This is a genomic window from Stenotrophomonas sp. RS-48 (assembly GCF_030053245.1).
Taxonomy (GTDB): Bacteria; Pseudomonadota; Gammaproteobacteria; order Xanthomonadales; family Xanthomonadaceae; genus Stenotrophomonas; species Stenotrophomonas maltophilia_P.
In genome coordinates, this window is sequence record NZ_JASGBV010000129.1 from 1 (window position 1) to 24,335 (window position 24,335).

19 protein-coding genes are annotated in these 24,335 nt (G+C 66.0%); 5 read left to right on the forward strand and 14 right to left on the reverse strand.

The window, feature by feature from the left end; all coding sequences use genetic code 11:
- The 10 genes from QMZ25_RS18490 to QMZ25_RS18535 all read right to left on the reverse strand — a co-directional run.
- Window positions 1-1,360, reverse strand: a 1,360-nt coding sequence (locus QMZ25_RS18490; RefSeq protein ID WP_283220096.1) for a sodium/solute symporter, incomplete at its 3' end; no start/stop codon positions are given.
- Entirely contained in the window at window positions 1,357-2,292 is a 936-nt protein-coding gene (locus QMZ25_RS18495) for an SMP-30/gluconolactonase/LRE family protein (protein WP_283220097.1), read from the reverse strand. The genes QMZ25_RS18490 and QMZ25_RS18495, both read right to left, overlap by 4 nt.
- Window positions 2,289-3,053 (reverse strand): SDR family oxidoreductase, encoded by a 765-nt coding sequence (locus QMZ25_RS18500; protein ID WP_283220098.1) that lies wholly within the window; start codon window positions 3,051-3,053, stop codon window positions 2,289-2,291. Before QMZ25_RS18500 ends, QMZ25_RS18495 begins: the two co-directional genes overlap by 4 nt.
- A 5-nt stretch (window positions 3,054-3,058) precedes the next feature.
- Entirely contained in the window at window positions 3,059-4,207 is a 1,149-nt protein-coding gene (dgoD, locus tag QMZ25_RS18505; RefSeq protein ID WP_065175640.1) for a galactonate dehydratase, read from the reverse strand.
- A complete protein-coding gene (locus QMZ25_RS18510) occupies window positions 4,204-4,839 on the reverse strand; it encodes a 2-dehydro-3-deoxy-6-phosphogalactonate aldolase (protein ID WP_065182277.1) in 636 nt (211 codons plus the stop codon). The genes dgoD and QMZ25_RS18510 overlap by 4 nt, the downstream gene beginning before the upstream one ends.
- A 10-nt stretch (window positions 4,840-4,849) precedes the next feature.
- The gene (locus QMZ25_RS18515) at window positions 4,850-5,572 is read right to left on the reverse strand and encodes a FadR/GntR family transcriptional regulator (RefSeq protein WP_053515824.1); all 723 of its coding nucleotides are present in this window, start codon (window positions 5,570-5,572) and stop codon (window positions 4,850-4,852) included.
- A 93-nt stretch (window positions 5,573-5,665) separates the two neighbouring features.
- Complete coding sequence (locus QMZ25_RS18520) at window positions 5,666-8,377, reverse strand: TonB-dependent receptor (RefSeq protein WP_283220099.1); 2,712 nt, start codon at window positions 8,375-8,377, stop codon at window positions 5,666-5,668.
- A gap of 75 nt (window positions 8,378-8,452) precedes the next feature.
- Window positions 8,453-9,601, reverse strand: coding sequence for a cellulase family glycosylhydrolase (locus tag QMZ25_RS18525; protein ID WP_053515931.1), 1,149 nt, complete (start codon window positions 9,599-9,601; stop codon window positions 8,453-8,455).
- Between the two features lie 116 nt (window positions 9,602-9,717).
- Complete coding sequence (locus QMZ25_RS18530) at window positions 9,718-10,860, reverse strand: aldose epimerase family protein (protein WP_283220100.1); 1,143 nt, start codon at window positions 10,858-10,860, stop codon at window positions 9,718-9,720.
- Between the two features lie 104 nt (window positions 10,861-10,964).
- A complete protein-coding gene (locus QMZ25_RS18535; RefSeq protein WP_283220101.1) occupies window positions 10,965-11,894 on the reverse strand; it encodes a 2-dehydro-3-deoxygalactonokinase in 930 nt (309 codons plus the stop codon).
- Window positions 11,895-11,999: 105 nt separating this feature from the next.
- On the opposite strand from QMZ25_RS18535, the gene QMZ25_RS18540 reads away from it, so the two are divergent.
- Together QMZ25_RS18540 and QMZ25_RS18545 are read left to right on the forward strand one after the other, a co-directional pair.
- Window positions 12,000-13,001, forward strand: a complete 1,002-nt coding sequence (locus QMZ25_RS18540; protein WP_283220102.1) for a glycoside hydrolase family 43 protein — start codon at window positions 12,000-12,002, stop codon at window positions 12,999-13,001.
- A 469-nt stretch (window positions 13,002-13,470) separates the two neighbouring features.
- On the forward strand, window positions 13,471-17,199 hold the full coding sequence (locus QMZ25_RS18545; protein WP_283220103.1) for an autotransporter outer membrane beta-barrel domain-containing protein: 3,729 nt from the start codon (window positions 13,471-13,473) through the stop codon (window positions 17,197-17,199).
- Window positions 17,200-17,325: 126 nt separating this feature from the next.
- Here the strand turns inward: QMZ25_RS18545 and QMZ25_RS18550 are convergent, their stop codons facing one another.
- The gene (locus QMZ25_RS18550; protein WP_283220104.1) at window positions 17,326-18,252 is read right to left on the reverse strand and encodes a hypothetical protein; all 927 of its coding nucleotides are present in this window, start codon (window positions 18,250-18,252) and stop codon (window positions 17,326-17,328) included.
- Window positions 18,253-18,444: 192 nt separating this feature from the next.
- Here QMZ25_RS18550 and QMZ25_RS18555 point away from each other — a divergent pair, with 192 nt between their 5' ends.
- From QMZ25_RS18555 to QMZ25_RS18565, 3 genes are all read left to right on the forward strand, one after another.
- Window positions 18,445-18,606 (forward strand): hypothetical protein, encoded by a 162-nt coding sequence (locus QMZ25_RS18555; protein ID WP_180875215.1) that lies wholly within the window; start codon window positions 18,445-18,447, stop codon window positions 18,604-18,606.
- A 78-nt stretch (window positions 18,607-18,684) separates the two neighbouring features.
- Window positions 18,685-19,386, forward strand: a complete 702-nt coding sequence (locus tag QMZ25_RS18560; protein ID WP_277380691.1) for a lasso peptide biosynthesis B2 protein — start codon at window positions 18,685-18,687, stop codon at window positions 19,384-19,386.
- Window positions 19,387-19,399: 13 nt separating this feature from the next.
- Window positions 19,400-21,241, forward strand: a complete 1,842-nt coding sequence (locus QMZ25_RS18565; protein ID WP_283220105.1) for an asparagine synthase-related protein — start codon at window positions 19,400-19,402, stop codon at window positions 21,239-21,241.
- Here the strand turns inward: QMZ25_RS18565 and QMZ25_RS18570 are convergent.
- From QMZ25_RS18570 to QMZ25_RS18580, 3 genes are all read right to left on the reverse strand, one after another.
- Window positions 21,238-21,948 carry an ABC transporter ATP-binding protein gene (locus tag QMZ25_RS18570; protein ID WP_053515807.1) on the reverse strand — a complete coding sequence of 237 codons (711 nt, stop codon included), beginning with the start codon at window positions 21,946-21,948 and terminating at the stop codon, window positions 21,238-21,240. The two genes, QMZ25_RS18565 and QMZ25_RS18570, sit on opposite strands and share 4 nt — an antisense overlap.
- Before the next feature lie 9 nt (window positions 21,949-21,957).
- Window positions 21,958-23,316, reverse strand: coding sequence for an ABC transporter permease subunit (locus tag QMZ25_RS18575; RefSeq protein ID WP_283220106.1), 1,359 nt, complete (start codon window positions 23,314-23,316; stop codon window positions 21,958-21,960).
- The coding region (locus QMZ25_RS18580; RefSeq protein ID WP_283220107.1) for a DUF3526 domain-containing protein at window positions 23,313-24,335 on the reverse strand (1,023 nt) is incomplete at its 5' end. The genes QMZ25_RS18575 and QMZ25_RS18580, both read right to left, overlap by 4 nt.

Genomic DNA, 24,335 nt, shown 5'->3' on the forward strand with positions numbered 1-24,335 from the left:
GCGAGGGCCACAGCAGCTTCAGGGCCAACGACAGTACGAAGGAGCCGACCGCCGCAGCCAGCGCACCGGCTTCGTTCGCACGCTTCCAGAACAGGCCCAGCAGGAAGATCACCACGATGCCGGGGGTGAAGAAGCCGGTGAACTCCTGGATGTACTGGAAGCCCTGGTCGAACCCGCCCAGCAGTGGGCGCGCGGTCAGCACCGCCACGATGATCGAGACGGACGCCGCGAACCGGCCGACACGCACCAGTCTGGCTTCCGAGGCATCGGGCGCGCGCTTGGCATAGAAGTCGAGCGTGAAGATGGTGGCGACGGAATTGATCTTCGATGCCAGCGACGCAACGATGGCGGCCACCAGCGCGGCGAACACCAGGCCCAGGATGCCGCTGGGAAGCAGCGCCAGCATCGTCGGGTAGGCCGCGTCCGGGCGTTCCAGGCCGGGGGCGAGCATGACCGCGGCGATGCCGGGCAGCACCACGATGGCCGGAATGAGCAGCTTCAGGAACGCAGCGAATACCACGCCCTTCTGCGCCTCACGCAGATCCTTGGCGGCCAGTGCGCGCTGGATGATGTACTGGTTGAAACCCCAGTAGCTGAGATTGGCGATCCACATGCCGCCCAGCAACACCGACAGCCCGGGCAGATCCTTGTAGAACGGGTTGTCCTTGCTGAGGATCATTTCAAAGCGTTCGGGATGCTGCTGCCACAGCTGCATGAAGCCGTCGGTGACGCTGCCGTTGCCGATCTGGCCCAGCGTGATGAAGGTGACCAGCAGGCCACCCAGAACCAGCAGCGAGACCTGCACGATGTCGGTAAGCGCGACCGCCTTCAGGCCGCCATACAGCTGATAGGCCAGTGCGAAGGCGCCCAGCAGCACCAGCGCCACGTCCTGGTTGAGGCCTGCCACGCCGGCAATGGCGATCGAACCCAGCCACAGGATCGAGGTGAGATTGACGAATACGTACAGGCCCAGCCAGAACACGGCCATCAGCGTGCGGATGCGGTTGCCGTAGCGCTCCTGCAGGAACTGCGGCATGGTGGTGATGCCGTTGCGCAGGAAGATCGGCAGGAACCATTTGCCGACGATCAGCAGCGTGATCGCCGCCATCCATTCATAGGATGCGATGGCCAGGCCGATGGCATAGCCCGAGCCGGACATGCCGATGATCTGTTCGGCCGAGATGTTGGCCGCGATGAGCGAGGCACCGATCGCCCACCACGGCAGGCTGCGGCTGGCCAGGAAGTAGTCCTGGGCCGACTTCTGCCGGCCGGCCTTCTCGCGGGAAACCCACTGCGCGAGGATGAAGATGCCGGCCAGATAGGCCAGCACGATGCTGATATCCAGGGGGGAAAGGCTCATGGAAGCTCCGCGATGGGTCCGCGCTGTGGGCACGGCGGCACGTCATTGGGGTTGCCGGCGAACCGGGGTTCGGGAACGCCGGCGATGCCGGCGTCGGTGGCGAACAGATGGCCGGCGAAGGGGTCGCGCGCGCGCGCGGCCGCGTCCAGGCCGTCGTGCGCGCTGGTGATGAACATCGTTCGCAGCGTGCTGCCGCCAAAGACCGGGCGGGTGGGCTGCGCGACCGGGACGGAAAGTATGCGATCCTGCTGGCCATCGGGCCGGTAGCGCACCACGCGCGAACCGCCCCAGCGGGCATTCCAGAGTCCGCCTTCGGCATCGACCACACTGCCATCGGGCTCGCCATCCTCGGCGCGCAGATCGGCGAACACTGTTACCGCACCCGGGCTGTCGCCGTAATCGCAACGCAGGATCTGCTTCTGCAGCGAGTCGCAGAAGTACATCGTGCGGCCGTCCGGACTGAACGCTACGCTGTTGGCAATCGCCACGGTCGGTAGCGGAAGCGTCTCGAGCACGAGCTCAGTGGTGAGCCTGTAGAAGGGTGCGACGGCCTGCTTCGGACCGTTCGTGGGCTCATGCAGCATGCCGAACACGAAGCGGCCTTGGAGGTCACAGGCGCCATCATTGGCGCGCAGACGTGCCCCTGTGTCGGGCAGCACAAGCACGTCACGCAGCTCGCCGCGCGCCGGATGGAAGAATGCCAGCCGCGACGCCAACGCCAGCAGCAGCCAGCCTTCGGCTTCGCACAATGCCAGTGCGGCCAGCCGCTCCGGCATCGGCCAGCGGGTGAGCGCGCCGTCACCGGGGCGATAGCGCCACAGCTGCGCCTGCGCGATGTCGGTCCAGTACACCACCGATTCGCGATCACACCACAGCACGCCTTCGCCCAGGGTGTTTGCGGCCGGCACCGCGACAGTGGCGGACCCGCTCACACCCAGCCTCCGTCGATGATGAAGTCCTGGCCGGTACACATGCGGCTGTCATCGGCGGCCAGGAACAGGGCGGCGCGCGCCAGGTCCTCCGCGCGCAGATAGCCCGGCAGGCATTGCGCACGACGCAGCTGTGCTTCGCCCTCCGCGTCCAGCCACAGCCGCTGCTGCTTCTCGGTGATCACCCAGCCCGGTACCAGCGCATTGATGCGGATGCGGTCCTGCCCCAGTTCCCGGGCCAGGCCGTTGACCAGGCCGTGGACCGCGGATTTGGCCACCGCGTACAGCGGATACCCGCTGTTCTTGATCATCCAGCCCGTCGAACCCAGGCAGATGATTGAACCGCCGCCGAGGGCGCGCATGTCCGGCACCAGCGCCTGGATGGCGAAGTACTGGTGGCGCAGGTTCACCGCCATGCTGCGTTCAAAGTCCGCGATGCCGGTGTCGGCCAGGGCATGACGAGCATCGTTGGCGGCATTGTTGACCAGCACCGAGAACGGTCCAGCCAGGATCCGCGCGTGGGCGATGGCGGACCGGAGTGCCTCGATATCGGTGATGTCGCAATGCAGATAGCGCGGGGCAGTCGCAAAGTCGCGCAGGCTTTCCAGCAGCGCTTGGGCGCCGCTGTCGTCGATGTCGAGAAAGACGACCTTCGCACCCTGCCGCGCGAAGTGCTCGACGAAGGCGGCGCCGATGCCGGTGGCACCACCGGTGATCAGCACCGCGCGGTTCTCAAGGCTGGGATAACGTGCCTGATCGGTCATGGCGCTCACCACTCGGCCACGCTGCCATCGGCATGGCGCCAGATGGGGTTGCGCCAGCGGTGGCCTTCGGCGGTTCGCTCGTCAACGTAGGCCTGGTTGATCTCGATGCCCAGCCCCGGGCCATCAGGAATCCTGACGAAGCCTTCCCTGTACTCGAAGGGCGCGCGGTCCACCAGGTAGTCCAGCAGATCGTTGCTGGCGTTGTAGTGGATGCCCAGGCTCTGTTCCTGGATGAAGGCGTTGTAGCAGACCGCATCCAGCTGCAGGTTGGCCGCCAGCGCGATCGGACCGAGCGGGCAGTGCAGAGCGATGGCGACGTCGTAGGCTTCGGCCATGGCCGCGATCTTGCGGGTTTCCGTGATGCCACCCGAGTGCGATGGATCCGGTTGCAGGATGTCCACGCCACCGGTCTGCAGTACGCGCTTGAAGTCGAAGCGGGAGTACAGGCGTTCGCCCAGCGCGATCGGCGCAGGCGAAAGGGCGGCCAGTTCCGGGATGGCTTCCAGGTGCTCGGAAAGCACCGGCTCTTCGATGAACATCAGCCCGAAGGGCGCCAGCTCGCGCATCAGCACCTTGGCCATCGGCTTGTGCACGCGGCCATGGAAGTCCACGGCCACTCCCACATCGCGGCCCACCGCATCGCGCACGGCCTGCACGTTCTCCAGTACCCGCGTGACCTTGTCATGGCTATCGACGAACTGCACTTCCTCGGTGGCGTTCATCTTCACCGCAGTGAAACCGCGTGCCACGGCGTCGCGGGCGGCACGGGCGGTGTCGGCCGGCCGATCGCCGCCGATCCATGAGTACACGCGGATGCGGTCGCGCACAGGGCCGCCCAGCAGGGCATGCACCGGCACGCCCAGTGCCTTGCCGTGGATGTCCCACAGCGCCTGGTCAATGCCCGCCAGTGCGCTCATCAGGATCGGACCGCCACGGTAGAAGCCGCCACGATAGAGCACGTTCCAGTGGTCTTCGATGTGCCGGGGGTCCTTGCCGACCAGATAGTCGGACAGCTCTTCCACGGCCGCCGCCACGGTGTGCGCGCGTCCTTCGACGATGGGCTCGCCCCAGCCGCAGATGCCGGCGTCCGTATCGATGCGGACGAACAGCCAGCGCGGGGGCACCAGGTAGGTCGTGATGGCAGTGATCTTCATGCGGGGGAGTCCGTGTTCGTTCTGTTCCAGGCGTCGATGAACGCACGCGCGCGGCGTGCGACGTCGTCCGCGGGGGTCTTGGGGGCATACAGGGCGGAGCCGATACCGAAGCCGGCGGCACCTGCCTGGCGGTAGGCGGCCATGCGCTCCGGGGTGATGCCGCCGACGGGCAGCAGCGGCGTGCCGGCGGGAAGCACACTGGACCACGCCTTCAGCACCGGGGGGGGCAGTTGTTCGGCGGGAAACAGTTTCAGCGCATCCGCACCGGCCCGCAGGGCGGCGAAGGCTTCCGTGGGCGTCGCCACGCCGGGCGTGCAGACCATGCCGCTGGCGTGTGCGGCGGCGATGACCTCCACGTCCGCGTGCGGCATCACCACCAGCCGGCCACCGGCGTTGTTCACGTCCTGCACCTGCGCAGTGGACAGGACGGTGCCGGCACCGATCAGGCAGCGATCGCCGAGCTGCTTTGCGAGCAGTTCAATGCTCTGCAGCGGCTGCGGCGAGTTCAGCGGGACTTCCAGGATGTGGAAGCCGGCCTCGGCCAGCGCCGCGCCGATGGCGGGCGCTTCCTGCGGGGTGAGCCCGCGCAGGATGGCAACCAAGGGGAGGGGTTGCATCCAGGCGGTGCTCATGGTGTTTCCTTCAGCGTGGGGGTTTTCTGGACAGCCGCGCGCCCTTCAGATTGGCGCGGGAGTCGGCAATCATGTCCAGCATGGCGGCGCGCGCCGCGTCCGGCTGCTTCTGCCGGATGGCGTCGTACACGTCGAAGTGGCGCGGCAGCGAGTACTTGAAGTCCTGCGCGGTCTGCGCCGAGAGCAGGAAGAAGGTGCCCAGCGCCGCGTCGATGACCGAGAACAGGGATGCCAGCAGTTCGTTGTTGGTGGCTTCCAGCACGCTCTCGTGGAACATCAGGTCGGCCTTGGCCCACGCATCCTGGTCCGGTGCATCGGCCATGGCCTGGTACGCGCTCTTGATCCTGGCCAGCTGCGCGGGCGAACGCCGCTCGGCTGCGGAAGCCGCGGCCGCCGGTTCGATCACCTCGCGCATCTCCACCAGCTTTTCCACGAAGTCCTGGGTGGGCATCAGCGCGCAGCGCCACGCCAGGATGTCGCTGTCCAGCTGCTTCCAGTGACGCGGGTCGCGCACCCGCGAACCGGTTTTCTGCCGGGTTTCGATCAGCCCTTTGGAGCCCAGCACCTTCAGGCCCTCGCGCAGGGCGGAGCGGCTGACGGACAAGGTCTGTGACAGCAGCTCTTCCCTGGGCAGGAATTCGCCCGGCTGAAGTGCGCCGCTGATGATCCGCTGCCCGATCTCCTGGGCCACTTGGTCGTAGAGGTTGCGTACCTCGATCGGTTTCACAGGCATCCCTTTGGCTTGGTGCACCGCAGGCTGCGGTCACTCCTATTATCCGACAAAAGGATGGGTGAGGGGTGTGAGGCATGTGGGGGAGCGTCCTCATCAGAGCTTGAACCGGAAGCCCATGCCCAGGGTCTTGTCCTGGTAACGGATGTCGCGCGGCCGCGTGTTGCCGCTGCCCCAGTACTGGTGCAGGTTGTTGCCCAGCAGGTTGGTGGCCGAGAACACCACCGTGGTGCGCGGGGTCACGTCGTAGCTGATCGAGAAGTCCAGCGAGCTGGCCGCCTCGACCTGGTCCTCCGTTCCGGCGACCGTGGGCTGGGTGAAGAAATCGATGTACCGGCTGCGGTAGCCGTAGGCCAGGCGCGCACTCAGGCCGAAGTTCTCGTAGAACAGCACGGCGTTGTAGTTGTTCTTCGAGACGTTCTGCAGCGGCCGCGAGATCACGGGCCCGCCAAGGAACTCCGGAGACTTGGTATCGCCTTCGATGTAGGTGTAGTTGAACTGCGCACCCAGGCCGCTCCAGGCGCCGGGCAGGAAGTCGAAGGTCTGCTGGTAGGCCAGCTCGACACCCTGCAGATGGCCGCTGCCGGCGCTCTGCGGGGATGACAGCTCGTAGTCCTCCCCGGCGATGACCACATTGGTGATGTAGTTCTGGATGTAGCCATCGATGTCACGATAGAACACGCCCGCACTGACGTAGCCCACCGGGGAGAAGTACCACTCCAGTGACATGTCGTAGTTGGTCGACTTGATCGGGCTCAGGTCGGGGTTGCCACTGCTGGCCACGCCCGCCCGGTTGACGGTGCCGGGGTTCAGCGAGATCGACGGGTTCAAGGCACCGAAGTCCGGATAGCTCAGTGTCTTGGCCGCCAGCACGCGCAGCTGCCAGGCATCGTTGAAGTGCAGGTTCAGGCTCGCGTTGGGCAGGGCATTGGTGTCCTGCGTGCTGCGGGTGATGGCACTGTAGACACCCGTGCCCGCGTCGAACGAGAAGGCGTTGAGTTCACGCTTGATCTTCTCCGCACGCACGCCTACCAGACCATCCACGCGCAGGCCGCCCAGATCGAAGTCGTACTTCGCCTGCAGGTAGCCGGCGCTCTTGCGTTCTTCGATATCGAAGAAGCGGCCGGGATTCTCCGCCGCCAGCCCGTCCGGCAGACCGTAGTAGCGGCGCAGCGCGTCGGCGTTGTCGATCAGGTAGTCGTAGCAGGGCGTCAGGAACGACTGGCTCAGTGCGGAGTTGCCGCGCTTGCTGCAGAAGAAGCTGCTGGCCGGGAACAGCCCCACCACCTGGTTGGCCGGGTTGGGCGAGGCGGTGATGTTGCCCGTACCGGCACCGCCTGGTGGCGGCGTGCTGATTTCCACGCTGCCCTTTGCGCTGGCGGTACGGTCGGCATAGCGCAGGCCGAACTGGAGGTTGGCGATCGGGCCGTCGAGGAACTCGAACGTTCCGTCGCCGCGCCAGCTGTTTTCCTCGCCGCGCGACTCGCCCCAGGTCTGGAACAGGCCATTGAGGTAGAAGCGCGACGGGTCCATGGCCGGGTTGCCGGCCAGGTACCAGTTCTGGTGCTTGCCCGAGGTGCCGTCCCAGACGGTGGTGATCGGCCCGGCCAGGAAGGTGTCGATGATGAAGTTCTCATCGCGGTAGTAGCCAGACGTACGGGCCACTTCGGTGGACAGCCGCAGCTGGTCGCCGCGCCACTTGAAGCCCAGCGCGTTCTGGATGTCCTGGCCGCGCTGCTTGTGCGCCTGGGTGCTGCTGGCGGCATAGCTGTCGCCGGTCCATGTACCTGCGGTGGCGTCGCAGATGGTCTGGCCGGAGAGCGGCCCGTCCAGGCGGTTGGCATAGCAGTTGTCGCCGACCTGCAGCCCCGTCGGCGGCACCACCCCGACCGGGAAACTGAACAGGAACGCCTGGTCATAGTCGTCTCGCACGAAATCATAGAGGCCCTCGACATAGACCTCGGTGCGTTCGCTGGGTTTCCACTGCAGGGCATAGTTGAACGCACTGCGCTTGCGGTCGCCATGGTTGTAGTTGGTGCCCCAGCCATTGGGGGCGGCGATCAGGTTGCCGTCATCGGTACGTGCCGGCGTGCCATCCGGATTCTCCAGCACCTTCGGGAAGTCACCCCACACCGCATCGTACGCATAGCGCTTGCCGACATAGCCGAAGTTGACCATGGCGCCGATCTCGCCGGCATCGGTGTCCCAGCGGTTGCTCAGCAGCAGGCTGGCGGAGGGATCGATGTCGCCACCGTACTTGCTGTGCGTACCGGTCACGGTGCCGGCGATCTCCGCACCGTCGAAATCCAGCGGGCGGCGCAGCTGGATGTCCACCAGGCCCGCGATGCCGCCCAGTGGCAGGCTCGCCTCGCTGCTCTTGTAGACGTTCAGGCTCTTGATGGCGGTGGCCGGCAGGTTCTGGAAGGCGTAGCCGCGGCCGGAGCTGCTGAAGATCTCACGGCCGTTGAGGGTGCTGATCACGTTCGGCAGGCCGCGGATCACCACCCCGGTGGTCTCGCCCTGGTTGCCCTGCGCCACCTGCACGCCGGTAACGCGCTGCAGGGCGTCGGCCACGCTGTTGTCGGGCAGCTTGCCGATGTCTTCGGCAACGATCGAATCGACGACCATCTCTGCCTCCTGCTTGATCGACTGGGCGGTCTGCAGGCTTTGGCGCAGCGCGGTCACGGTGACCGTGTCCAGGTTGACGGCCTCCTGCGAGCCGGCCTCCTGCGCCTGCACCAGAGAGGGCAGGGCGAGGGCCGAAAGGATGGCCAGGGAAAGCACGGTGCGGGAAGAACGAGCGGTCATGGCGGTATCTCCGGATTCCGGAAAGCAGTCGCGGTTGAGTGGCCCGCCTTCATGCGAAGGCGGGCGCCAGTAGGGTCAGAAAGCGGGAACGGAGGTGCGCGGGGTCTTGGCCAGCCTGCGGAACAGCTCGGCTTCGCGTGCCCGGTAGGGCGTGCCGTCGGCCTTCAGCAGATCGTGGAACCACACGGTGGGGGCTTCCATCGTGTAGGGGCGCTGCCAGCTGTCCCACGGGAAGCGGGTCTGGATCGCGCCGTCCACGAACCCCCAGTTGATCATGCCGATGTTCTCGCGGCGGGCGATCGGAAGGATCGTGTCCACGTTCGAGCCTGCGCCGCGTGCCAACCATTCGGTGCAGATCAGCGGGCGGCCGTACTTGCGCAGCTGTGCAATGCGGGCAACGAATGCCTCCGGCTGCTCGTAGTTGTGGAAGGTGATCACATCCGACTGCTCCAGCTGCGTGCGCTGGATCGCGGTGAGCGATGCGGCGCCCGGCGACCAGTCATCGCCGATCCACACGCCGCTGGTGAGCGGCTGCACCGGCTTCTTCGCGCGTGCCCAGTCGAAGATCTTCGGCAGCAGTTCGGCGATGCGTTCCTGCTCGCCCGGCAGCTGCTTGTCCATGTAGTTGCCACCCCCGGGGTTGTCCGGCTCGTTCCACAGGTCCCAGGCCAGCACGCGCGTGTCATTGGCGAAGTGACCGATCACACCCTCCACATAGGCCTGGAAGTGCGCGTCATTGGCGCGGTCCACCAGCATGTGGCGGCTCGGGCTCTGCACCCAGCCGGAGTTGTGCACACCGGGAATCGGACGGCGCTGCGGGCCGAGCACCGGATCCGGGTCCCAGCAGCTGTCGAACAGCACGAGCATCGGGCGGATGCCGTTCTTCTCGGCGATGGACAGGAAGGTGTCGATGCGCTTCAGCAGGCCCTGCGGGTCCTGCTGCCACAGCAGGTCATGCAGGTAGACGCGCATGGTGTTCATGCCGAACTGCTCGTGCGCCCAGCGGAGTTCGCGGTCGATGGCTGCCGGATCGAAGGTCTCGGCCTGGAACATCTCCAGCTGGTTGATGGCGTTGGAGGTGGTGTAGTTCGCGCCCACCAGCCACTGCTGTCTGGAATACCACGCGTCGGCTTCGGCCGGGGTCCAGCGTGCGGCGTCGGTCGCATGCGCCATCGGTGCGACGGCGAGCAGCGTTGCCAGCAAAGGGGTAAGCCACTTTCGCATGAGATGCATCTCCTTGGTTCATGAGCTGCCCGTCCTGGCGTGAGCCAGGAGGCGGGCGGTGCGTACTGCGTCGGATTGCCGGTGCCGTGGGCGACCGGCGTGCCAGCTGCGCGGGATCAGCGGGCGGGCGGTGTGCGGTCGGTCGAGAAGTCGTAGACGATGCGGTTCACATAGGTCTCGCCCGGGGCCAGCCGCGCCGAGCCGAACGACGGCTGGTTCGGTGTGTCCGGGAACAGCTGCGGTTCCAGCGCGATGGCATCGCCCTGGCGATAGACACGGCCACTCTTGCCCACGGTGCTGCCGTCGAGGAAGTTGCCCGAATAGAACTGCAGGCCAGGCTGCGTGGACAGCACGGTCATGACCCGGCCCGAGCGCGGGTCGTGCACGCGGGCGACTTCGCGGGGCTCGCGCGTGGGCGATCTGCTGATGACCCAGTTGTGGTCGTAGCCGCGACCATGCAGCAGCTGCGGCTCATTGCCCTGGCGCAGGTCGCGCCCGATCGGCTTGGCCGTGCGGAAGTCGAAGGCGGTGCCTTGCACCGGCTGCAGCACGCCCGTGGGAATCAGGCTCGCATCCACCGGCGTATAGGCGCTGGCCGGAATGGTCAATTCGTGATCCATCGCCGAGCCGGAACCCTCGCCGGACAGATTCCAGTATGCGTGGTTGCTGAGGTTGACGATGGTCGGTGCATCGGTCGTGGCGCGGTACTCCACCTCCAGCCGGCCATTGCCCTTCAATGCGTAGGTTGCCGTGACCGTGAGCGTGCCCGGATAACCCTGGTCGCCGTCAGGGCTGACATGCTGCAGGGTGGCGTGATCGGCGGCGGCGTCGACGATCTTCCACACCACCTTGTCGAAGCCGCGGGTGCCGCCGTGCAGGCTGTTCGGCCCATTGTTGACCGGTACCTGATAGGTCCTGCCATCCAGGGTGAAGCGACCCTTGGCGATGCGGTTGGCGAAGCGTCCGACGATCGTGCCGAAGTACTGCGGATTGTCGAGCGTCGCCTTGAGCGTCGCGTCGCCAAGCAGTACATCGGCGTATGCACCATCACGGTCCGGCACTTCCAGTGAATGCAGTGCAGCGCCCAGCGTCAGTACCGTGGCCTGCATGCCGGTGCCGTCACGCAGCAGGATCGACTCCACCACGGTGCCATCGGCCGTCCGGCCTACCACAGCGCGTTCCTGTGCCTGACCTGCGCCCACTGCAGACAGTGCCAGTACGCCGATCAGCCCTGTCGTCTTCCCCTTGCCAGCACGCATTGCTCAAGACCCCTCTCGATGTCGTGATGGGTACAAAAACATATAATCAGACAATACGCACGTTGCGACGCAGCACGTGATCAGACCGCCGTGCCCACCCGTGGTCAACGCGCAGTCGCGGTCATCGCGTGCAGTGCGGAGAAGCCGCGCACCACGGCGTCGGCGGACGCCACCGCGTGCGTGGCGATGCCGATTTCCGACAGCGCCGCCTGGTACAGCCGGGTGACCGGTCCGGAGCCCACCAGTGGCACCGACGCCGACCTCAGCCCGGGGAACAGCGCCAATGCGTCTGCAATCTCCGCACCGGCCAGCAGTCCGCGCAGGTAAGCGCTGGTCGCCGTGCGCGGCAGGGTGCCGCGGATCATCCGTGCCCGCACGCCGAAGAGCAGCGCACCCAGGCCCAGTCGGCGGTCGGCGCCTGCATGCACACCCTCGGCGAAGGCCGGTCCTGGCTCACCCGGTCCGTCCAGCACCGAGGCAAGCAGGCCGCCACTGGCCAGTCGATCGAACAGTTCGCCGGACATCGAGGTCATGAAGCTCTGCACCTGGCCGTCGATCAGCTGGATCCACTTGGTATGCGTACCCGGCAGCGCCACGATGGCATCGGGGCCGACATCGCCGCCGCGCAGCAGCCCCAGCAGCTCGGTCTCCTCGCCGCGGAGCACGTCCGGCATGCCATCCACGGGGCGCACGCAGGCCATGCCGGGCACGATGCTCACGGAGAGCTCGCCGATCCGGGTCGGCACCAGCTGCTGCGCGATCGAGGCAACACCTGCAGGGCACTCCACGTAGCCGGCATCGATCCAGCCGACATTCGACCCGATCATGCCGGCCGCATAGGCGTGGCGTGCAGCCGGCCAGCGTGCGCGGATCGTGTTGGCGGCCACCACCATGTCGTCACGGTCCAGCGTGGCCACGCCCGCAGGCACTTCATGGGCATCAAGCCGCTCACCGTTGGGGCTGATCAGATAGGCGCGCAGATTGCTGCTGCCCCAGTTGATGCCGATGATGCTGTCGGGGTGGTCCTGCTGCATGGTGGTTCCTTGGCGGCGGTGGTGTTGCCTATTGTCTGATTATATGGTTTGGTTGCCGCTCGCTGGCAAGCCTGCCGGCGCAGTTCCAGTCGGGAGGGGAACGCAATGAACGGCACGCTTTCCATGGCGCTTGCAGCGCTGCTTCAGGTATCGACGAACGCGTCCGCCGCAACGCCGGCGGTGGACAATCCGCTGCTGGACTCCGGGCCGGACCCGTGGATCACCCGCGATGGGGACGTGTTCTATTACATGGGCACGCACGGTGATCGCCTGGCCATCCGCGCCACCCGCGACCTTGCGCACCTGGCTGACGCACGCGAAGTCACGGTGTGGCGTCCGCCGGCAACGGGGGCGAATGCGAAGTCGATCTGGGCGCCGGAACTGCATCGCATTGATGGGCACTGGTACATCTACTACACGGCGGCAGCGGGTGATGCACCCGAAGGTCAGGAAGACGCCCATCGGGGGGTGTTCGTGCTGGAGAACGGCAATGCCGATCCGACCCGGGGCACATGGACCGATCGCGGACGGCTGGCCACGGCACACCCCGGCATCGACGGCACCACTTTCGTAACCGGCGGCAAGCGCTACTTCGTGTATTCACCCTATGTGGGACCGGACAGCGTGCTGGCCATCGTGGCCATGGCCAATCCCTGGACCCTGCGGGGCAGCGAAACCATCATTGCGCGGCCCGACCAGGCGTGGGAGCGACAGGGCGGGCGGCAGATCCTGGAGGGGCCGGAGTTCCTGCAGGGCCCACGCGGCGATCTGTTCCTGACCTATTCGGGCAGTGCGTGCTGGTCGGATGACTATGCGATTGGACTGCTGCACGCCAAGGCCGGCGCCGATCCGCTGGATGCGAGCGCGTGGCACAAGGCGAAGCAGCCGATCCTTGCCAAGCATCCTGCTGGCAACGTGTACGCGCCGGGGCACAACGGTTTCTTCCAGATGGCCGACGGCGCGCCGTGGATCATCTACCACGCCAACCCGGGGCCGGACATGGGCTGCACCGCCAAGCGCTCGCCGCGCATCCAGCCGGTGCATTGGAGCCAGGACGGCATGCCGCTGTTGGATGCGCCGTCCGGGCGCGGTGTGCGGGTGGACTAGAGGGGCCCGGTGGCGGCACACGCGTCCGGGACACCGGGTATGGAGATGGATTGCGATCCGCTTCGTATCATAAATGCGATGAGTGTCACGGTTGTGCCTATCAAGGTTGATCTATACAGGCGCAAGTCCCGTGCAAGGAGCTCCCTCCATGCAGGGACTGAAACCGCAACTTTCTCTATTCAAGCGATTGACGGGGTCTGAGAGCATCCCGGCGGCCTGATGCGCTGCCGCGCAGTGCACCAGGCATCTCTGTAGCCGCACTACGCTTTGTGCTCGCCCGATTGGATACGCCGTTCATTGACCTTCAGATGTGACGCTTCGCACTCCAGGAGCAGCACCATGCTCACGGTACGCAGGGGGCATTGCAGGACAGAGCGTTCGTGAGATCAGGGCACGGATCCCCGGGCATGTCTGGCGGGGCCGTCGCCGACGCGCAGTTCTCGGCTACTTCGTCAAAAGGAAAACTTGAATGAAGACCAAGAAGATCATGGCCATGCCGGGCATGCGTGGCCAGGTAGTGCCACTCCGCCGCCTTGCCCCGCTCGCGATCGCCACATCACTGTTCCTGAGCCAGATCGGCGGTGCGCTCGCTGCCGACGAGTGTGGCGCCGGCACGATCATCGTCTGTGACGATAGCGGCAACCCCTACACGGGTGGCGTCATCTATACCGGCAGCGACGTCCATCTGACGTTGGCATCCGGCGCAGTGGTGGACACCACAGGAAGCGCGCCGACCAACAGCGCCACGACTACGGTGGGCTTTGCCACGGGCACCGCCAATGGTGCAGCGGCGGTCGCGGGCAACCTGGGGGTTACCATCGAGGACGGCGCGCGCATCGTGGTGGGCAACTCCGCGTTGACCACCGGCCAGATGGGCGTGCTGATGCGCGACCAGGGAGCCGGCAGCAACGCCACCCTCGTCAACGATGGCGAGATCGACATCAGCGGCCTGGGCAGCGAAGCCATGTACGTCGATGTCGGCGGCGCCATCGATATCATCGCCCGCGGCACTGTCAGCACCGAGAGTCAAGGCGGTCGCGGCATCAAGGCCGTTGCCAACGCAGGTGGCACCGGCGACATGACGATCAACCACAGTGGAACGATCGCAGGTGCCAGTACGGCTGGTGGCGGCATCAATGCTCAGATGAACCGGACCGGTAATATCAGCATTGTCCAGACCGGCACCATTGATGTGCGGCAGACAGCCATCTCGGTCGGTTCCAATGGCTCAGGCGCTGCAACTTACGAAATCGACAATCGCAGCGCCATCATCGGCGACGTCACCGGCATCTACGTCGATGGCGGCCGTAAGGCCACGATCACCAACAGCGGTGATGTGACGTCGGTAGGAAGCACATCGGGTGGCTCGGCGATCGCGGTTAACGGCAAGGGCACGCTCATCGACGTGGATCTCACCAACACCGCCAATGTGACCGGCTCGTATATCGGACTGTCGCTGTCGGCAGCCAATGCCGTCGTCGACAACAGCGGAACGCTGATGGGGACCAACTACGGCATCAGGACGATCGGCCTGGGTACGCTTGCCGCCGGTACGCTGACCCTGACCAACAGCGGCCTGATCGAGGGCGGCCAGGGCGTGCGGCTCGGCGGGAACGGAAACAGCATCCATAACACCGGCACCATCCGCGGCACGGGCGGCACCGCCATCAGCATCGGCGGTGACGACACGCTGCTGACGCTGGACACCGGCTCCCTCCTGGACGGCGACGTACAGAGCACCGGTGCCAACAGTCGCCTCATCCTGGCAGGAAGCGGCAGCGAGGACGCCAATGTGGCTGGATTCGCGTCGCTGGCCATGAACGGCATCGATTGGCGCCTGTCGGGTTCCTCCAGCTTCAGCGGCACCGTATCCGTGAACAGCGGTGCTCTGCATCTGGACGGCGCCAGCCTGGTCACGCCGACGCTGATCGCCAGCAGCGGTACGACGTTCGGTGGCTACGGCACCGTTTCCGGCGCAGTGACGATCGCAGATGGCGCGACGCTTTACGGCCAACAGGGAAATGCACTGGCGATGGACTCGCTGCAGCTGTCGGGCGGCAGCATCGTGCAGACCGCGCTTGGCCTGCCAGGCTCAGCGGCGTTGTTCAATGTCAATGGCAACCTGATCCTGGATGGCCGCCTGGAAGTGAGCGATCTGGGAGGATTCGGGCCGGGCGTCTACCGCCTGTTCGACTACGGCGGTGCGTTGACCGACAACGGCCTGGATATCACCAGCGCGCCGGCGGGCACGGATCCGGCGGATCTGGCCATCCAGACGGCCATCGCCAACCAGGTCAACCTGGTCAACAGCACGGGCGTTTCGGTGCAGTTCTGGGACGGCCCGAATGAAACCGCTGACGGCACCATCAACGGTGGCAGTGGCACCTGGGATACTGACAATCGTCAGTGGACCAACACGAACGGATCGGCCAATGACCAGTGGGGCGGTCAGTTCGCCATTTTCCAGGGCGATGCGGGAACGGTTTTGGTCGATGACAGCCATGGTGGCATCACGGCAACAGGCATGCAGTTCGCTGTCGATGGCTACCGCATCGAGGGCGCCGCGCTGGGTCTGAGTGCGCCTGAATCCGTCATCCGCGTGGGTGATGGCACGGCCGACGGCGCATCGATCACCGCCACCGTCGCATCGCAGCTGGAAGGGACCGGCACGTTGCTCAAGACCGATCTGGGGCGTTTGATCCTGACCGCAGACTCGTCCGCCTTCGCAGGTGGTGCGAGTGTTCGCGGCGGCACCCTGCGTCTGGATGGCGCATTGGGCGGAAACATCACGGTCGAATCCGGCAGTCGCCTCGAAGGCACAGGCACGGCGGGGGGTGTGACGCTCACTGCGGGCGGTGTGCTGGCGCCTGGCGGCGACGCGGGCACTCTCGGCACTTTCACCATTGATGGCGACTTCGTCGGTGCAGGTGGCACCGTGCAGATGGATGCGATGCTGGGCGGGGACGACTCCAGCAGCGACCGTCTGCACATCAAGGGCAGTACGTCCGGCCAGGCGGACCTGGTGATCAACAATGTCGGCGGTGCAGGGGCGCAGACGACCGACGGCATCCGTATCGTCCAGGTGGACGGCGCCTCCAGTGGCCAGTTCCATCTGCGCGGGCGCGCAGTTGCCGGCCAGTACGAGTACTTCGTCTTCCAGGGCGGGAAGGGCGACCCGAACGACGGTGACTGGTATCTGCGCTCCGAGTACCTCGATCCAGGCGACCCCTGCCTGACCGATCCTACCGCACCGGAATGCCCGACCGAACCCGCGCTGCGTCCAGAGCCGGGCGTGTACCTGGCCAATCAGAGCTCGGCGGCCTCGCTGTTCCAGCATTCGATGCACGACCGGATCGGCGAGCCCGCATTCGATGATGCAGACCGGACCGTCTGGGTACGTACGTCGCGCAGCCAGGCCGATTTCGGTGCGCTTGCCCGGCAGCTGGACGTGGACAGCAATCGTTCACTGCTCCAGGCCGGAGCAGATGCATGGGTTGCCGGCGATGGCAGGCTTCGTGTGGGCGGCATGCTCGGCGCTGGGCGGGTGACAAACACAGCCACATCCACGCTTACCGGCTACTCCGCCAAGGGCCGGGTGGAAGGCTACTCGGCCGGCGTCTATGCGACGTGGCTGCAGCACCAGGGACGGAGCGATGGTTGGTATGTGGATGGCAGCCTTCAGTACGGCAAGTTCAACAATACCGTTGAAGGGACTGCGTTGGCCAAGGAGCGCTACGACGCCCGCAGCTGGTCCGGTTCGATCGAGGCCGGCCATGCGTTCCTGATTCTGGATACCGGTGATTCGCAGGTCTTCGTCCAGCCGCAGATGCAGATCGGCTACAGTCATTACGACGCGGACTCGCTGGTCGAACGCAACGGGACCGTAGTCCGCAGTGACGCCGACAACGGAATCCACACCCGTGTCGGTGCGCGCCTTTACGGCCACGCCACAAGTGGAGCAACCCGGGTTCAGCCGTATCTGGCGCTGAACTGGCTGCATGGCCGCGATGACAACGGTGTGGTATTCGATGGTGAGCGCCTGCGCAGTGATGAGCCGAAGGATCGCTACGAGGTCAAAGCCGGCGCACAGGCCAGGCTTGGCAGCGGCTGGTCGGGGTGGGGCGAGTGGGGTGCCCGCCGCGGCCAGCACGGCTATCGGGAAATCATGGGGCAGCTGGGTGTGAAGTACGCCTGGTGACGACCAGACGGCTGATCCAGAGGTAAAGCTGGAGGCGGGAGGTGCCGGAACAATCCGGCGCCTTCCTTCCAGGCCGCAGCAATGGCTGTGCCGGCATCAACCTTCGGCGCTGGGTTGACGCACGCGCTACACCGCCGGCACCGTGATCCTCTGCAGGTCCAGCGTGGCCCGCAGCGCATAGTTCTTGCGGATCACCGGCACGATGCGGGTCAGGCCTGGATCGAAGTAGTCCCTGAACAACGGTGGCCGTGCCGAGCCCAGATAGAACGCACGGTCCTGCTTGACTGCTGCCGGCAACAGCACGTCACTGAAGTCGCTGTCGGAGGCGTCAGTCACCAAGCATGGTACATGGCGGAGCCCAAGCTGGCGCAGCAGGTACAGGCGATGGGAGCCATTGGTCAGGATCAGGCGGTTGCCGATCCGGGTGGCACTGACGAGGTTGTCGCTGAAGCCCAGATAGATGACCAGCGCGTGGCTGGCTGCACCGAAGGGTTCGTAGCCGGCGATGGCGGACGGGTCGATCGTCGCCACGTCCAGAAAGCGCAGGTCGTTGGAGCTGGACGCAAAGGTGTAGCTGCCTTCGGACCGGGACGCGCGGACCGGCGGGTGAGCGTGCCGCCCGTTGCGTGCAACCAGCTCCATGATGTCCTGTGCCGTGGGGGAGGCGGGGAAGGCCGCGGCAAGCTCACCGATATGGCGCAGGTTGATGCACTCCTGGAAGACCACCAGCCGGTCGATCTCGACCATCTGCCATGCGCGCGGCACGTTGTTCGTCATGCGGTGCATCGACGGTTGGCGTGGCGCGTGGTCGGCCAGCGCCGCCATCTCCGCAGGAAGTGCATGCACCTCGACCGCGTCGGCGTCGTTGGCCTCTTCCTTCAGCTGGCGCAGCGCGTCGGCGCGGGCGCTCTTCCATTCCTCCACCAGCATCGCCTCATCGAGGCATCCGGGCGGGCATCGCTCCCTGATGAAGCGGATGAACCTCGGCAGCGGGAACGGTCCTTTGAGCAGAAGGGTGGGCTCAAGGCCATCGTCACTGATCGGGTCGCTCATCCATTCCCCCTTCGAGAACGCGTGTCGACGTTGCCGGACAGCGACAGTCGTCACACTGAAATAATATGTTATATCGTAACATTTGCATGCCTTGACGGCAATCGCTCTGCAACACGCGCAGCGATGGTGGCTTGGCTGCTCCGTATCCGTGGCACGACGCCCGGATACATCCACTGACAAGAGGAGATGTTCATGAACGAGCTCATTGAGCTGGGTGTAGTGGCAGGACAGCAGAACCCTGAAGACCAGGGTGTGGGCGGTGATCTGATCGAGCTGGGCTCGGTGGTTTCGGAAACCAAGGCACACAACCACGGCACCTTGTGGGATGGCGTGTTCCCGACCACCTCGCCCTGATCCACTGCGGCATGCATGACCTGCGGTGCATGCCCTGCGCATGCACCGCTTCTCCGCCTGGACTGAAGAGATCACGTAATGGAACAGCCTGCGGCGCGCTATTTCCTGTCGAAGCAGGCCCATGTCTGTGTCACCGGCGATGCAATGGTGATCCTGGACCAGGCGACGGGAAAATACCTGTCGCTCGACCGCCATCGTGCTGCCAGCCTGGGCGGGCTGGTGCTGGGTTGGCCGTTGCCGGCAGACGGCCGGCGGATGCCGGATCTGTTGCAGTCGCTGCTGCAACGCGGGCTGATCACCGACGATCCGCAGCGAGGCAAAGCCGCGACCAGTGCTTCGATCGCGCTGCCGCGCCACTGGATACGCGACGGTGAACCTCGCGGTTGTCCGCGCATCACCGCACGTGACGTCCGCAGATTCATGGCTGCGTGCATGCGTGCCGGATGCAGCAGGACGTTCCTTCCTTTCAGCCAAACAGTGTCCTCGGCGCGCAGGCGTGCGCAGGGATCACAGCGCACGGACGTAGGCGTGCAGGAGCTGGCCCTGCGCGTCCGGGTGTTCGACTGGCTGCGGCCGTTGGCCTTCAGGAAGACGGACGAGTGCTTTCTCTACTGCCTGGCGATGCGCGAATTCCTGTCCAGGCATGGAATCGTCGCGGACTGGGTGTTCGCGGTCAGGACCCAGCCCTTCGCGGCGCACTGCTGGCTGCAGCACGGCGATCAGGTCCTGACCGATATCCCCTTCAACCTGCGCCGGATGGTTCCCATCCTGGTGCTGTAGAGGCGCCTCACGCATGTATCGATACATCGCCGTGCTCTGGAACACCTCCTGCGACTCCGCAACCGCCCGGGCGCAGCAGGCGATGCAGCGCATCGAGGCCATGCACGCCGGCGTCACCTGCGTGATGAACGACCACGGCGCCGCGATTTATGTCCAGAGTGACAACCCGGGCTACCTGGACTGCAGCCGCTGCGGCTCGCTGGTCGTGCTCGGCGCGCTGTTCGACAGGAATTTCGGCCGGGATACCGTGCCCGCGCGCGTGCCACTGGATGCGGTCGCCGCCGATGCGGCCTGCCGCACGCAGGGAAAAACCCTCGTGCAGCACTACTGGGGCCGCTATGTAGCGTTCGGCTACCAGCCGCAGTCATCGAGCTGGTTCGTCCTGCGTGATCCCACCGCTGAAATTCCCTGTTACATGACGACGGCGGATCAGCTGACGGTGGTCTTCTCCAGCATGGAAGACTGCCTTGCACTGGGCCTGCGCGATTTCAGCATCGACTGGCCCTTCCTGTCCTACTCGCTGCTGTTTCCGTTCCGTGACGGGTTGCAGACCGGCTTCAGGGAGGTCACCGCCATCGAGGCCGGGGAGGCCGTTTCGATCCGCGATGGCGAGCCGGTCAGCCGGCAGTGCCAGTGGGACATCGTGCGCCTGGCCCGCGACGAACCGATCGAAGACCTGCAGGAGGCGGTGCAGCTCGCGCGCTCCACGCTGCTGGGCTGCATCGGTGCCCTGGCCAGCCGGCACCGGCGTATCCAGCTGCAGCTGTCGGGTGGGCTGGATTCCTCCATCATCCTCGCCGGCCTGCTGCACGCACCTTCCATGCCGGAAGTGGACTGTGTCCACCACTATGACGACGGCATCGGTGCCGATGAGCGGATGTTCGCCCGCATGGCGGTGGCCGGTGCCAGTGAGTCGTCGGGCCGGCGCTGCGGGTTCGTCGAGTACCGGCGGCAACCCCACTGCGCGCTGGAAGAGATCATGACCTTCCCGCGGACGGCGCGGCCGGCACATTGCTCGGGCTACCTTCTGCATCGCCGTGATGTCACCTTTGACGCAGATACCGTGCAGTTCACCGGCGTCGGCGGCGACGCGGTCTTCCTGCGCTTCAAGGGCAACGCTGCGGCGATCGACCATGCCTGGCGGCGCGGCATCGACCGCCACTTCTTCCGGGTCGCCTTTGAAACCGCACAGTCGGGCGATTCGCTTTATGGCGTCCTCAAGGATGCGGTGATCCATGGGCTGCTCAGGCGGCCGGCCAGCATCAACGGTCGCTGGGGCAACCCCTGCGAATGGGTGAAGGTCGACGCGACCGAGCAGGACGTCACGCCACCGGCCTGGCTGCGCCATGCGCGCAACGAAGGCCATGAGGTGTCACCGTACAAGCTTGCGCACATCAGCCGGATGGTGTTTCCGACCAGCGTCCTTGATCCGTTCGAGGGCGCGGGTCGCTGGCACGGTGTCTCTCCGATCAGCGCACAACCGCTGGTCGAACTGTTCGCGCGCATGCCGCTGCGCCTGCTCATGGCGGACGCGGAGGACCGGACGATCGCACGGCGTGCCTTGCAGGGGCTGCTGCCGGACGCTCTGCTGTCGCGGAAGGTGAAGTCCTACCTCGACGATCATTCGGTCGCGGTCACCCAGGGCCATCAGGCGTTCATCCGCAGCCTGCTTGTCGATGGGCTGCTGGCCCGGCGTGGGTACATCGACAGCGCCTCGGCCGACGCTGGCATCCGCCGGGTCGGCCCGGATCATTCGTCGCAGGTGCTCGGCATCTTCGGCCCGCAGGTCAACATCGAAGCCTGGCTCAGGCGCTGGGCAGAGCGGCCCGCAGGGCAGGGAGCTGGAGTCGCCTAGGCGCTCCGGCTCATCTCCTCGAGGTACAGGCTCTCAAGATCGTTGGCGGTGATGGTGGTGGCATCCAATGTCCTGCGCAGCCGCCCGGCCTGCATGAGGCCGATCGTGGTGGCCACCTCGCGGGCGCGGAACAGATCGTGCGTGGCCATCAGGATGGCGGTGCCACGATCACGCTGCCGCACGATCAGGTCATGGAACTCGGCCGACGCGGTGGGGTCGAGGCCGGAGGTTGGCTCGTCAAGCAGCAGTGCCTTGGCGTCCTTGACGATGGCCAGGGCAATGCCGACCTTCTGCCGCATGCCCTTGGAGTAGAGGCCCACGCGTCGTCCGAAGACATCCGGCGCCAGGCCCGCTGTACTCAGTGCATCCCGCAGCCGGGCGGGTGAGCGGTCGTCCACGCCGGCCAGACGCGCGAAGTAGTCCAGGTTCTCAAGACCGGACAGCTCGTCGTACAGCGCCACGGTCTCGGGGATGTACAGCAGCCTGCGTCGCACCTCCTGCGGGTGCCGGTGCGCGCTGAGTCCATCGACTTCCGCGGATCCGGAGGTAGGGGTGAGGAAGCCCAGAAAGAGCTTGATCGTGGTCGATTTTCCCGCACCGTTGGCTCCGAGCAGGCAGAAGATCTCGCCGGGTCCCACCTCGAAGCTGACGTCGTCGAGTGCCCGGTGGGTGCCGTGTTCCTTGACCAGGTTCTTTGCAGAAAGCATGTGGGCTCCTCAAGGGGCCGCCAACCGGCGACGCATCGATCCGGCGGCGATCAGCAGAATCAGGGTGGCGGCGAGCAACGCCGCGAGATCGGCACGCACTCCACGCCGGCCCACGCCGGCCGGCTCCACGAACCGGAAGCGGGGCAGGGCTTCATATTCGGCAAGTGTCTGCGGCGCGTCGCGATCCAGGTACGCCTTGTGCAGCAACCGACGGGCCTGCCAGAACGCATGGACCTGGTCCTGGAAGGCGAGCGCGCGATCCGCGTCCGAGCCGGCGATGCGGTCCAGCGCGTCCTGTACTGCGACCGCGGGCAGCAGCAACCGCACGTTGTCCAGCACCCGGCGGCGTGCATCCTGCGCCCGCTCATGCGATTCGATCAGCGGCGCAAGGTCGAGATCGGTCGCCAGCAGGTCGGCATAGGCCTCGCGCACGTGGTCCGGAATCACCGGTGTCGAAGAACGTACAGCCGTTGAAGCACTGCGGCGATGGAGTGTCTGTTGCCTGGCCGTTGCGGCCAGCCGCGCCTTCACGTCGGTCGCGAGCTGCATCTGTGATGGCGGCGGAACGGCCAGATTCACTGCGGCGAGGGTCAACGACGGGGCCATCACCACGATCAGCAACCACACTCCGCCGGCCGCAATGGCCGCCTCCGTGGTGCGCCGGGCGAAACAGCCGATCAGCACCGCCACCGCCAGCCAGAAGCCGCCATAGGCAAGGATGACCAGCGAGAACAGGCCGAGGCCGGCAAGGCTCTCCGCACCGGACCACGCCGCCGCGCCGACCAGGATCACTCCCGCAGGCAGCAGCACCACGCCGCCTCGGGCCAGCGCCTTCACTGCGATCAGCCGTCCCACCGCGACCGGCTGCGACAGCACCAGCGCAGCGATGCCACGCTCGCGCTCGCGGGCCCAGAGGTCATAACTGGCTGCCAGGATGACCAAGGGCAACAGAAAGACGATGACGAACGCCAGATCGAACCGGCCTGCGGCCCGCGCTGCCGGATTGCCGATGTCGGCCCACACGTTCCTGAAAAGCTGGGTGCGGTCGCCCAACGCCACCACGTCGGCCGTATAGGGATAGGCCTCCGCCTGCCCGATCGACACCGACGCCATCGCAGCGGGCGGCAGCACGGGTTGGACGCGCGGCAATACCGAGGGCGCCTTGCCGACGAACACCCGGCTGCGGTCATGGGTGTGCTGCTCTTCGAGCTGGATCACGCCTGTGGCGGCGTTACGCTGTTCGACCCACGCCCTGCCATTCCACGCGGCGTAGGCGGCCAGCGCCAGCAGCAGCATCAGCAGGGTGGGCAGCGCCCGATCGCGCAGCAGCCTGCGCACCTCATGGCCGGCAACGGAAAGACTGCTCATGGGGTCGTCCCCAGGCGCCGGGCCGAGAAGAACACCAGTCCAAGCGCCAGCAGCACCCAGCCCAGCAGAATGGCCAGGTTCGCCGCCTGTGCCGCGGCAATGCCGGCCAAGCACTGTTGCCCCGGCGTGTAGGCCACGGATCGGGTGAGGGTCGCGATGTCGGCACGATGCTTCTCCCCCTGCGGCGCCTTGTGCTGCTTCACTTCCGCATTGAGTGCCTGGATCAGGCGGTAGCGGTAGTCTTCCACGCTCTGCAGGAAGGCCAGGTGCGCCGCGAAATCGGTGCGGGCGAATGCACGTGACCATGACTGCAGCGCGATGGCCGGAGAAACAACGGCGAATGCGCGCTGTGTTGCTTGCTGCTGCCGATAGGTCGCATGGATCCGCTCGAAATGGCGGTTGTAGGTGTCCGTCGAGTTCCTCTCTGCGAACTCCAGGGCCACGCCCCGGAAGTTGACGGGAAGCTCTTCCACCGTGTCGACCTGGTAGCGCGCCATCAGCGCGTGTCGCAGGGCGTCCAGCCGCTTGTCCGCAGGGTCATGGCCATCCACTCCGTTCTCCGCCTCTTCCGTCACGGCGGCCCTGAACGCCGGCGCGGTGGGCGTGGGATCCAGCGATTCGGCCACCGCTGGCGCCATTCGTGGCACCAGCACGGTGGCTACCACCCAGAACCCCAGCAGCACCACCAGCGAGGTCCGCGCCGAGCTGGACAACGCCGAGACACCGACCGTGAGGGCACAGAACACCAGCAGATAGAGTCCGTAGGCCGCGCACATGGCCAGCAGCGCGGCGATGTCCATCCAGCCGGCGTTCTGTCCCGCCACAGCGGGAACCGTCGCCGCCAGCATGGCAAGCACCAGCAGCAGGGAAGCACTTGCCAGAGCAATCAATCGGCCGATGATCAGCACCGCAGGCGACGCCCCGGTGCCGAGTTCCTGGCGAAGGGTTTCGCGGGCGACGTCACCGGACAGCGTGGCGAAGCCGGCAAGGATGATGAGCAGCGGCGCTACTACCTGCAG